The sequence below is a fragment of the Sphingobium sp. AntQ-1 genome, assembly GCF_028538045.1.
Lineage (GTDB): Bacteria > Pseudomonadota > Alphaproteobacteria > Sphingomonadales > Sphingomonadaceae > Sphingobium > Sphingobium cupriresistens.
Genome location: NZ_CP117158.1, coordinates 1,058,649 through 1,070,347 on the forward strand (window position 1 = coordinate 1,058,649; position 11,699 = coordinate 1,070,347).

Consider the following 11,699-nt stretch of genomic DNA (forward strand, 5'->3'; position numbering starts at 1 on the left):
TGAAAGGAGTACGGCCCTTCGACAAGCTCAGGGCGAACGGATATTTAGAGCCATCCCTTACGAAAGAGCAATGACAGGTTATTCGCGGGCATGTCGATCAAGCGATCGAAGCGCAAACCCTGTACGTCCGCTGCCGTAACCACCTCCTCCAGCCGGCGCAGTCCCCAGCGCGGATCGCGTGCCTTGAGCGAAGCGTCGAAGGCGAGGTTGGATGGCGCAGTATCTACGCCATCGCAAATATAGGGGCCGTAGAGATAAAGCAGGCCGCCGGGCGGCAGCGCCTGCCCTGCGCCCTTTAGCAGCCCTAATGTCGCGGCCCACGGGCTGATATGCGTCATGTTGATGCAGAGGATGGCGTCGGCCTGTGCGATCGGCCAGTCGCCCGCAGCGTCCAGCAGGATCGGCGGGTGGAGATTAAGCAGGTCCGCTTCGGCGCGCCAGGCCGCGATCGACGCCAGCGCAGCGGGATCGGGATCGCTCGGCTGCCAGTCGAGCGAGGGGAAAGCGACAGCGAAGTGGACAGCATGTTCGCCGCTCCCGCTCGCCACCTCCAGCACCAGGCCGGAAGACGGGAGCTGGTCGCGCAAGACCGCGACGATGGCGTCGCGGTTGCGCTCGGTCGCGGGCGCGTAGCGTTTATCCGCGACGGCGGGGCCGGAACCGGGTTCCCACGGCTCCGGCCTGTCGATCATTCGGCAGCGACCGCCAGCGCAGGGTCGGTCCAGGTGAGGACCGGCTTGCGCGCCGCGAGGGTTTCGTCGAGGCGCCGGCGCGGCGCGTGATAGGGCGCGCCCTTGAGCGCTTCGTCCCCCGCCTTGGCGCGTTCGGCCAGACTGCGCAGCGCCAAGATGAACTGGTCCAGCGCCGCCTTGCTTTCGGTTTCGGTCGGTTCGACCAGCATCGCGCCATGGACGACCAGCGGGAAATACATGGTCATCGGGTGGAAGCCTTCGTCGATCAGCCCCTTGGCGATGTCGAGCGTGGCGAAGCCCTCGGCCAGCCCCTTGTCGCTGAACAGCGCCTCATGCATACACGGGCCGCTGTCGCCGAAGGGCGCGTCCAGCACATCGTCCAGGCTGCGCAATATATAGTTGGCGTTGAGGACGGCGTCCTCCGCCACCTGGCGCAGTCCGTCCGCGCCGTGGGACAGGATATAAGCCAGCGCGCGGGTGAACATGCCCATCTGCCCATGGAAGGCCGACATGCGGCCGAAGCTCTGCGGCATCTCCTCGCCGACATTCTCCTCCTCGATCAGGTGGATGCTGCCGTCCGCCATGCGCGCGGTATAGGGGAGCGGGCCGAAGGGCGAGAGCGCTTCGGACAGCACCACCGGGCCGGAGCCGGGGCCGCCGCCGCCATGGGGGGTGGAGAAGGTCTTGTGCAGGTTGATGTGCATCGCGTCGACGCCCAGGTCGCCGGGGCGGACCCGGCCGACGATGGCGTTGAAGTTCGCGCCGTCGCAATAGACGAAAGCGCCGGCGGCATGGACCGCGTCGGAAATCGTCTTCATGTCGCGTTCAAACAGGCCGCAGGTGTTTGGATTAGTGATCATCACCGCTGCGACGTCGGGGCCGAGGCGGGCCTTGAGCGCTTCCAGGTCCACGCGGCCTTCGGGGGTCGCGGGGATGTCCTCCACCTTGTATCCGCAGAAGGCGGCGGTGGCGGGGTTGGTGCCATGGGCGCTTTCGGGGACCAGAACAACCTGACGCGCATCGCCGCGCGCTTCCAGCGCGGCGCGGATGCACAGCAAGCCGCACAATTCGCCATGGGCGCCCGCCTTGGGCGTCATGGCGACGCCATGCATCCCGGTCAGTTCGATCAGCCAGAAAGCCAGTTGGTTGATGACACCCAGCGCGCCCTGCACCGTCGATTGGGGCTGCAACGGATGGACGTCGGCAAAGCCGGGCATCCGCGCGACCTTTTCATTCAGGCGCGGATTATGCTTCATCGTGCAGCTGCCGAGCGGGAACAGGCCCAGGTCGATGGCGTAATTCTGGCGGCTGAGGCGCGTATAATGGCGCACCGTTTCCTGCTCCGACAGGCCCGGCAAGCCGATGGCGTCGGTGCGGGCGAGTTTGCCGAGGCGGCTGGCGACGCTGGGTGCTGGCGCGAAATCGACGCCGGTCGTAGCGGTCGAGCCGATCTCGAAGATCAGCGCCTCTTCCAGCATCAGCGCGCGATTGCCGGTGGCGGTTGCGGGGGCCATATGGGCTTCCTTGACGGGGGTGGGCGCGGTGGGGCGACCTTCCTTGAGCATCGTCATGCCAGTTCCTCCTCCAGCGCTGCGGCAAGGCTTTCGATATCCTCCGCCGTGACGGTCTCCGTGACGGCGACGACAAGGCCGTTGCCGATCGCAGGCGTCTGCGGGAAGAGGCGGCCGAGCGAGACCCCGGCCAGCACGCACTTGTCGGCCAGGGTGCGCACGACGTCGCGTGCGTCTTTCGACAAGATCAGGGTAAATTCGTTGAAGAAGCTGTCGTTCAGCAGCGTGACGCCCGGCACCTTGGCCAGGCGATCGGCGGCTTGGCAAGCAAGGCCATGGTTCAGCGTCGCGAGTTCGCGCAGGCCGCGTTCGCCCAGCAAGGTCATATGGATACTGAAGGCCAGCGCACAAAGCCCTGAATTGGTGCAGATGTTCGACGTCGCCTTCTCCCGCCGGATATGCTGTTCGCGGGTCGAAAGGGTCAGCACGAAACCGCGCTTGCCCGCCGCGTCCACCGTCTCGCCGCACAGGCGGCCCGGCATCTGCCGGACATATTTCTGCTTACAGGCGAACAGGCCCAGATAGGGGCCGCCAAATTGCAGGCCGACGCCGATCGACTGGCCTTCGCCCACGACGATGTCCGCGCCCATGGCGCCCGGCGCCCGACAAGCGCCCAGCGCGACCGGCTCCGTCACCACAGCAACCAGCAGCGCGCCCGCCGCATGGGCGGCGTCGGCGAGCGGGGTCAGGTCGGCGATGCGGCCGAGAATGTCGGGATATTGGACGACGACGCAGGACGTATCCTTGTCGATGCCCGCGATCAGCGCGTCGATGTCAGTCGCGGCGTCCAGCGTGGGCGCTTCATGGGCCAGCGCGTCGCCGGTGAATTTCGCCATCGTTTTGGCGACCGAAACATAATGGGGGTGCAGGCCCGACGACAGGATCGCCTTGCCCCGCTTGGTGATGCGCCGCGCCATGCCGATCGCTTCCCAGCAGGCGGTGGAGCCGTCATACATGGAGGCGTTCGCCACGTCGCAGCCCAGCAGGCGCGCCACTTGCGTCTGGAATTCGAAGAGCACCTGCAACGTGCCCTGCGCGATTTCGGGCTGATAGGGGGTGTAGGCGGTCAGAAACTCGCCGCGCTGAATCAGATGATCGACGCTGGCGGGGACATGATGCTTGTAGGCTCCTGCCCCCAGGAAGAAGGGCGCCTCCCCCGCCGACAGATTCTTGCGCGCGAGCGCCGCCATATGGCGCTCGACCGCCAGTTCGCTGGCATGATCGGGCAGGCCGGCGATGGCGCCGGTCAGCCGGGCTTCGGCGGGCACATCCACGAACAGATCGTCGATGGACGCCGCGCCGATGACGGACAGCATGTCCGCGCGGTCAGTGTCGGTTAGGGGTAGGTAACGCATATCATACAACTCCCCCCTCGCCCCATCATCTCCCTTCCCGCTTGCGGGAGGGGCCGGGGGAGGGTCTGTTACGGAGATGACGCCACACGCCCTCCCCTAACCCCTCCCACAAACGGGAGGGGAGCTATCAGGTCAAAGTGCCGCCACGAACTTCTTGTAGACGGCCTCGGTCATCAGGCCTTCCAGTTCGCTGGCGTCGGTGATGCGCAGCTTGAAGAACCAGCCATCCTCTTCGGCATCGCTGTTCACCAACGCGGGTTCATCCTCCAGCGCGGCGTTGGATTCGACCACTTCGCCCGAAATCGGCGCATAGACGTCGGACGCGGCCTTGACCGATTCCACGACGGCGGCGTCGTCGCCCTTGTCGAAGGTCGCGCCTTCGACGGGCAGTTCGACGAACACGATGTCGCCCAACTGCTCCTGCGCATAATCGGTGATGCCGACGGTGGCGATTTCGCCCTCGACATCGATCCATTCATGCTCTTCGGTGAAATAACGGCTCATTATGCTTCTCCCCTCGGAAAAGGATTAAACTTTGCGGCGGTAACGATGCGGAACGAACGGCATCGGCGCAACCGCCGCGGCGATGCGCTTGCCGCGCACTTCGATCTCCAGTTTTTCGCCGATCACGGCATGGGGCAGGCTGACCCAGCCCATGGCGATCGGCGCGGCGACGGACGGCGCGAAGCCGCCGGAGGTGACTTCGCCCACCAGCACGTCGCCAGCGTAGATTTGCGCGCCTTCGCGGGCCGGCAGGCGGCCTTCGATGGTCAGGCCCACCCGCTTGGCGCCAGGGCCGTCGGCCAGTTCCTTCAGCACGCGGGCATGGCCGATAAAGCCCCCCTCCTCGCGGCGGCGCTTCTGAATCGCGAAGCCCAGGTCCGCGCCGATGGTGCTGACCGCGGGCGACAGGTCATGGCCGTAGAGCGGCAGGCCGGCTTCCAGCCGCAGCGAATCGCGCGCGCCCAGGCCGATCGGCTTGACCTGCGGCAGCGCGCACAGCGCGTCGGCGAGCAGGGTGACATCGTCGGCGGGGACGCTGATCTCGAACCCGTCCTCGCCGGTATAGCCCGACCGGCTGATCCACAGCGGGATGCCGCGCCAGGTGAAAGGTCCGGACTGCATGAACAACAGATCGGCGGTTTCGGGGATGAGCGTGGCGAGCGCCTCGCCCGCTTCCGGCCCCTGGAGCGCCAGCAGCGCCTGGTCGGCCATGTGGTTCATGACGACCGCGTCGGGCAAATGTTCGATCATCCAGCCGATATCGTCATATTTGGTCGCGCCGTTGACAACCATATAGATGGCCGCGCCGTCGAACGCCTCATCCCCCAGGCGCGACACCATGAGATCGTCGAGGATGCCGCCCTCCTGATCGAGCAGCATCGAATAGCGCTGGCGAAAGGGCTTCAGCCCCTTGATATCGCTGGGCAACAGATATTCCAGCGCGTCATCGACGCCGTTGCCGGAAAAGCTGAGCTGGCCCATATGGCTGACGTCGAACAGGCCGGCATGTTCGCGAGTCCAGGCATGTTCCGCCATGATGCCTTCATATTGGATCGGCATGTGATAGCCAGCGAAGCCGACCATCCGCGCGCCACGGGCACGGTGCCAGGCATCGAGCGGCAAGGCCTCCAGCGGCAGTTCCTCTGCGATTGTGGCGATATCGTCATTGCCGGACATGAAGCGTCCTTTCCGTGCGGGGTTGATGGCGACCGATGCAAAGGCCCGGAGTCGGACCTGTCCTATCTGCCACCCCCTCTGTCACGGAACCTGAGAGCTTTGACCAGCGGCCTTGCGGCCACATGGCTTACCCCTTCGGTGGGACAGTCATGCGACTGTCCGCTTTCCAGAGTGCCTTGCGCGCGATGCGGTCCTTTGACCTGAGAGATTCCGGGGCGGTTGCTCCTTCGGTGACGGGGTGGCCTCCAAGGCTTCCCATACTCTCCCGCATCATGCCCAACGGACGAATCCGCCGGAGACGCTCTTGCATTGCGGCAAACGCATGGGCGCGTCAATCGGCCAGCGCCATCGCCCCATAGATTTCCGCATGGCGCTTTTCGGCATAGCGATCGGTCATGCCGGCGATGAAGTCTGCGATATGGCGGCTGCGGGTGGGCTCCTCATCGACGCAATCGTCGCGCCATTCGGGCGGCATCAGCGCGGGGTCTTGCCTGTAGGCGCGGAACAGGTCGGTGACGATGATGCGCGCCCGGTCGGCGGCGGCGAGCTGTTCGGGATGGTGATAGAGAGTCGCGTACATGAAACGCTTGAGGTCGCGCTCCTGCGCCGCAAGGTCCGGCGAGAAAGCGACCAGGGTGCGGCCGAGCGCGCGGACATCCTCGACCGTCTCCACGCCCGATGCGGCGATGTTGGCGCGGGTCGATTCGATCAGGTCGGTGGCCATCACGCCGATCTGCTCGCGCACCAGCTCGCGCAGCAGCCGGTCCTCCGCCACGTCGGGATAGCGTGCGCGCACCCGGTCCCAGCAGCCGCGCACGAACGGCACTTCCATCAACTGGTCAAGCGTCAGCAACCCGGCGCGCAAACCATCGTCGATATCATGATTATCATAGGCGATGTCGTCGGAAATCGCCGCCAGCTGCGCCTCCAGCGAGGCGTGGCTGGTCAGGTCGAGCGGGAAGAGCGCGTCCAGTTCCCGCATCGCCCAGCCGGGCTTAGCGATCGGGCCATTATGCTTGGCCAGCCCTTCCAGCATTTCCCAGCTGAGGTTGAGGCCGGCAAAGCGCGGATATGGGCTTTCCAGCAGCATCAGCGTGCGCAGCGTATGGGCGTTGTGGTCGAAGCCGCCATGATCGTCGAGCGCGACCTCCAGCGCATCTTCACCGGCATGACCGAAGGGCGGATGACCGATGTCGTGGGCGAGGCACAGCGCTTCGGTCAGATCCTCGTTCAGCCCCAAAGTGCGCGCGGTGGTGCGGCCGATCTGGGCAACCTCCAGACTGTGGGTCAGGCGGACGCGGAAATGATCGCCGTCAGGCGAGACGAACACCTGCGTTTTGTGGCGCAGGCGACGGAAGGCGATCGAATGAATGATGCGATCGCGGTCGCGCTGGAAGACGTCGCGCGGTCCGCGCATCTCGCCGCCCGCTTCGGGATGGAGGCGGCCGCGGCTGGCGGCGGGATGGCAGGCATAGGGGGCGAGGATCGTCATGACGGCCCTCTTAGAGCCTTCTCCAGTTAGCCGAAACAGCCGACTGCAAAATGCTTATTCGCCCCCAAGCTTCTCCACGACCTCCCCTGCTTCGCTTTTCCAGGCGAAGGCGTCGGCGCCGTCGGCCTTCAGACTGGCCTCCAGTTCCTTGGCGCGGGCGAAGCTGGCGAAGGGGCCAACCAGCAGACGATTCGTCCGCCCCCATCCGGCGCTCCAGCCGTCCTGTCGGGACAGAATCGTATATTTTTTGCGCAGATTGTTCATGGTGAAGCCCAGCGCCGACTTGCTCTGCCCCACTCCGACCTGCAGCCAGTTACGCGAGGGATTGTCGGCCAGGCGCTTCTTCTCCTCGGCGTCCTTCTTCGCCTTGGCGTCGACGTCCGCCTTGGCCTTCGCGGCCGCCTCCTTCTTCGCCTTGTCGGCGGCGGCCTTGGCCGTGGCCTGTCGCTCGGCGCGGCGGGCAGCCTGGATCGCGGCGATTTCGCTGAGGTCGACAGCGGCGACGCTCGACTGACGCTCGGCTTCGGGCACATCGATCGCGCGGATGATGTCCGCCAGCGTGCGGGTGGCTTCCGGGTCTGGTTGAGGCGCCGAGGGCGGCGGCGCGGCGGGGAGCGCCTGCACCATAGCGGCAGGAGGCGCGGCGGCAGGCGCACTCGACACGGCAGTTGCGGACGGAACCGATGCCTGGGCCAGCGCGATCGCGTTGAGTTGCGACCCGGCGTTGGCGGGCGGCGGCGCGCGATCGATCGAATCGAAGCCCGGTGCGGGCGGTCCCTGAACGGTGGCGTTGGGCGTAGCGGGCGATGCGGATGCCTGACGAACAGGCGCCGGTTCGGGTGGGGCGGCTACGGACGAAGGGGGCAAAGGCTGCACGACCGGGGACGGTGGCGGCGCGCTGGGTTGCTGCCGCGCAGGGGGCGGGGTCGGCGTGGGTTCCGGCGCGGACTGGATCACCTTGGGCGGCGTCGTCTGGGCCTGGGCCAACCGCGGCTGGGCAGGACGACGGGACGCCGCAAGCCCTTCGGCGCGGGCAAGGCGGGCGGCTTCGCGCTGCTGGCGGCGCTGTTCGGACCGGCTGAGCGGCTTGGTCTTGGCCGGAGTGGCGGAGGCGACGGCGACCGGCGCTGCGGCGACGGCGATGCCGGGCGCAGGCGGGGTCGGCGTGATCGCGGCGATGCTGGCGCCGATCTGCGCCGGGAAATGGCCGAAATGCACCGCCGCGGCCTTTTGCGCGGCGGTCAGATAGGGCATTTTCTGCATATAAGGCGTGATGGCGGCGGCGAGTTGCGCGGGCATGGTCTGTTCCGCCACCTTCTTCGCATCGGCCTGCTTATTGTTCATCGCAAGGATGAACGCGCGGTAACGCCAGGCGGCGCGGTCGCTCTTGTAGAGCAGCGGTTCGAGGATCTTGTCGGACGCGGCCACCTGCCCCGCGATGCCGAGCGAGGCGGCGTAGCGGCGCACCGTTTCGTCATCATTGGGGGTGCGTGCAAGCGCGGCCTGATAGTCGCGCTGAGCGCCGGCCTGATCGCCGGTCATATCACGCGCCAGGCCGCGGTCGGACAGGATCGTGGCGTCGGGATAGCCCAGCCGCCCGGCCTGGTCGAACAGGCGCAGCGCTTCGGCCGGGTTTTGCAGCTTGAGCATCACCCGCCCCAGTCCGGCCTTGATCCGGCCATTGCCGCTTTCGATCGCGTCGGCACGGGCGAAGAAGCCGGTGGCCGCGCGCGGATCGTCCAGCGCCAGCGCCGCCTCCCCCGCGCCGATCAGCGCGACCACGTCGCGCGGGTTGGACGCGAGGCGCGCCAGATTGCTGTTGAGGTCGGCGGCGCCAAGCGGGCGGACCAGTTGCGATTGGTCCAGCTGCGCGTGCGCAGGGGCCGCGAGCAGCAGCGCGCCCGGCAGCCAAAGACCGAGAATCCATGGAGAAGTGCGTGTCACATCCGCGCCTTAGCCCATCCCAGGATGAATGGGAAATTAGCCCTACGAAAAAGCGCGCCGGGTCGCCCCAGACGACCGACAGCGCGCTTTTATCCTAGCCGCGACACAAGTCGCGCGCCCGTTCCGCCTTACTGGTTGTTCTGGCGATTGAGGAAGCGGGGGATGTCCACGCCCGGCGCGCCGTCGTCCGCAGCGCCCGGCGCCTTGTCCGTGCCGCGGGTCAGGCCCGCCATCCGCTCGAACAAGGTGCCGCCGGTAGCGACGCGCGGTGCGGGCGCGGCGGGGGCAGCCGGTTCGGCGCTGTCTGCGCCCAGGATCAGTTCGTCTTCCGCCGGATCTTCATCGGAAAAGACCGCCGCCGGTTTAGGGGGGGCGAAGGCTGCGGGTGCGGCAACCGGCTGTGCCGGCGCCGGCGCGGCTGGCACGTCCAGTTCCAGCGTTTCGGGCTGCGGCGCAGGCGCCGGGGCGGGCGTCGGCGCAGGAGCTGCGACAGGCGCGGGTTGTTGCGCGACGGGCGCGGGCTTGGGCGCTGCGGCTTGCGGCACGGACACGGCGGGACGGTTGGCGAAGCTGAAGGGCTGAGTCAGCGGCGCGGCATGGTTGCCGATGTCATTGTCGATGCCGGTAGCGACCACCGACACGCGGATCTTGCCGTTGAGATTGTCGTTGAAGGCGCTGCCCCAGATGATGTTCGCGTCCGGGTCCACCAGTTCGCGGATATGGTTGGCGGCTTCGTCCACTTCCATCAGGCGCATGTCCTCGCCACCGACGATCGAGACGATCACACCCTTCGCGCCGCGCATCGACACGCCGTCGAGCAGCGGGTTGGCGATCGCCTTTTCCGCGGCCTGGAGCGCCCGGCCGTCGCCTTCGGCTTCGCCGGTGCCCATCATCGCCTTGCCCATTTCACCCATGACCGAACGGACGTCGGCAAAATCCAAGTTGATGAGGCCGGGCATGACCATCAGGTCGGTGATGCCGCGCACGCCCTGCTGCAGCACTTCGTCCGCCATCTGGAACGCTTCCTTGAAGGTCGTGTTCGGGTTGGCGATCAGAAAGAGATTCTGGTTGGGAATGACAATCAGCGTGTCCACATGCTTTTGCAGCTCGTCGATGCCGCTTTCCGCAGACTTCATGCGGCGATTGCCTTCGAAGGTGAAGGGCTTGGTCACGACGCCAACGGTCAGGATCCCGCGTTCGCGGGCCGCCTTGGCGATGACCGGCGCTGCACCTGTGCCGGTGCCGCCGCCCATGCCGGCGGCGATGAAGCACATATGCGCGCCTTCCAGCGCCTGTTCGACCGACGCGATGGTTTCCTCCGCCGCCGCCTTGCCGATTTCAGGGCGCGAACCAGCGCCCAGTCCTTCGGTGATTTGCGGGCCTAGCTGGATGCGGCGTTCGGCCGGCGATGCATTGAGCGCCTGCGCATCGGTGTTGGCCACGATGAAGTCCACACCCTCGACATGGGCGGCGATCATGTTCGCGATGGCATTGCCGCCCGCGCCGCCGACGCCGATCACCGCGATCCGCGGCTTCAGTTCGTCCACATGCGGTGGGCTGATTTCAATGCTCATAAATAGTGCTCCCTCAGCTTCCTCGTCAGGAAGCAACGCCGTCATTAAATGTTAACACCAGAAAATAGGGGATTTCACCACCTAATTTCGTCTTCGTCCAATTTCGTTCAATAGTTTGTCTTCATCGCACGCATCATGCGTTGCCACCAGAGCGGGGCGCCCAGACGATGCACGGTTTGTGGCGCAGGCGCCATCGCGCGGAGATCAACCGGGTTGGAAGCGCCGTAAAGCGCCAGGCCCGCCAAGGTGGCGAAGGCCGGCCCACTATGCGCTTCGGGCATGGCGGACAAGCCCCTGGGTCGTCCGATCCGCACGGCGCGGCCCAAAGCGCCCTGCGCATAATCGGCAATGCCCTTCATTTCCGCACCGCCGCCGGTCAGCACGACCTGCCGCCCGGTCGAGTTGAAGCCCATGCCAGCGAGCGCGGCGTTCACTTCGGTCATGATCTGGTTCAGTCGTTCGCAGATGACGCCGACCAGCGCGGCGCGGGTGATCTTGCCCCCTTCCGCGTTCGGCCCTGCGGCCTGTCCCGGCACCGCCATTTCGCCATGGGGCGGAGCGATCTCGATCATCTCGCGAAAGTCGCGAGGATTTTGCATGGCCGAGCCATAGAAGCATTTGATCCGCTCCGCCTGGCTGCGGCGGATGCCGAAGGAGGAGGCGATATCGTCGGTGATGTCCGACGCGCCCAGCGGGATCGAGTGCAGGCCGACCAGCATCCCGCCCGCATAGAGCGAGACGTTGGTGACCCCCGCCCCAATCTCCACCAGCGCGACGCCAAGGTCGCGTTCCTCTTCCGACAGACAGGCAAGGCCCGTCGCGATCGGCGCGGCGACGATCGAATTGACGTTGAGATAAGCGCCACGCACGCACAGGTCGAGATTGGCGAGCGGCGCGCCGTCGGCCAGCACAACATGAATATCCACGCCCAGAAGGTCGGCGTGCATCCCCAGCGGCTTCTTCACCGGCACCTTGCCATTGATGGTGAAGCAGGTGGGCTGGGCATGGAGGACGATGCGGCCGTCGGGGTCGATGCCCTGCTGGCCCGTGGTCAGGAGATCGTCGATATCGGGCTGCTCGATGCGGTATCCGCCCATATCGCGCTCGACTGTGACGACGTCGCTGACCAGGCTGCCGCCCGAAAAGCTGACCCAGACATCCTCGATATTGGTGCCCGCGACCCGCTCCGCCTGCTCGATCGTTTCGCGCACGGCCAGTTCGGTGCGCTCCATGTCGGCGATGAACCCGCGCCGCACCCCCCGGCTTTCGCGCTGGCCGGTGCCCAGTATCGCCAGTTCGCCCGTGTCGGTCCGCCCCGCGATCAACGCGGACACCTTCCACGATCCGATGTCGATCGCGGTGATGAGCTTTTCGACCTTGGGCTGCGCCAT

Annotated in this window: 9 protein-coding genes and 1 riboswitch; all 9 genes read right to left on the reverse strand. The window is 66.3% G+C overall.

What is annotated here, in order from left to right:
* Positions 1-44: 44 nt before the first annotated feature.
* Positions 45-692, reverse strand: coding sequence for a DUF938 domain-containing protein (locus sphantq_RS05255; RefSeq protein WP_066604081.1), 648 nt, complete (start codon positions 690-692; stop codon positions 45-47).
* Positions 689-2,263, reverse strand: coding sequence for an aminomethyl-transferring glycine dehydrogenase subunit GcvPB (gene gcvPB / locus sphantq_RS05260; protein WP_272799760.1), 1,575 nt, complete (start codon positions 2,261-2,263; stop codon positions 689-691). The genes sphantq_RS05255 and gcvPB overlap by 4 nt, the downstream gene beginning before the upstream one ends.
* Complete coding sequence (gene gcvPA / locus sphantq_RS05265; RefSeq protein WP_272799761.1) at positions 2,260-3,618, reverse strand: aminomethyl-transferring glycine dehydrogenase subunit GcvPA; 1,359 nt, start codon at positions 3,616-3,618, stop codon at positions 2,260-2,262. Before gcvPA ends, gcvPB begins: the two co-directional genes overlap by 4 nt.
* A gap of 132 nt (positions 3,619-3,750) precedes the next feature.
* A complete protein-coding gene (gcvH, locus tag sphantq_RS05270; RefSeq protein ID WP_066604088.1) occupies positions 3,751-4,122 on the reverse strand; it encodes a glycine cleavage system protein GcvH in 372 nt (123 codons plus the stop codon).
* Between the two features lie 24 nt (positions 4,123-4,146).
* Positions 4,147-5,298: a glycine cleavage system aminomethyltransferase GcvT gene (gene gcvT, locus sphantq_RS05275; protein ID WP_272799762.1), complete on the reverse strand. Its 1,152-nt coding sequence runs from the start codon at positions 5,296-5,298 to the stop codon at positions 4,147-4,149.
* Between the two features lie 178 nt (positions 5,299-5,476).
* A riboswitch (glycine riboswitch) is annotated at positions 5,477-5,576 on the reverse strand.
* A 53-nt stretch (positions 5,577-5,629) separates the two neighbouring features.
* A complete protein-coding gene (locus sphantq_RS05280) occupies positions 5,630-6,790 on the reverse strand; it encodes a deoxyguanosinetriphosphate triphosphohydrolase (protein WP_066604094.1) in 1,161 nt (386 codons plus the stop codon).
* A gap of 54 nt (positions 6,791-6,844) precedes the next feature.
* Positions 6,845-8,734, reverse strand: a complete 1,890-nt coding sequence (locus sphantq_RS05285) for a tetratricopeptide repeat protein (RefSeq protein WP_129926804.1) — start codon at positions 8,732-8,734, stop codon at positions 6,845-6,847.
* A 128-nt stretch (positions 8,735-8,862) separates the two neighbouring features.
* The gene (gene ftsZ / locus sphantq_RS05290; RefSeq protein WP_066604101.1) at positions 8,863-10,308 is read right to left on the reverse strand and encodes a cell division protein FtsZ; all 1,446 of its coding nucleotides are present in this window, start codon (positions 10,306-10,308) and stop codon (positions 8,863-8,865) included.
* Positions 10,309-10,415: 107 nt separating this feature from the next.
* Positions 10,416-11,699 carry a cell division protein FtsA gene (ftsA, locus tag sphantq_RS05295; protein ID WP_066604104.1) on the reverse strand — a complete coding sequence of 428 codons (1,284 nt, stop codon included), beginning with the start codon at positions 11,697-11,699 and terminating at the stop codon, positions 10,416-10,418.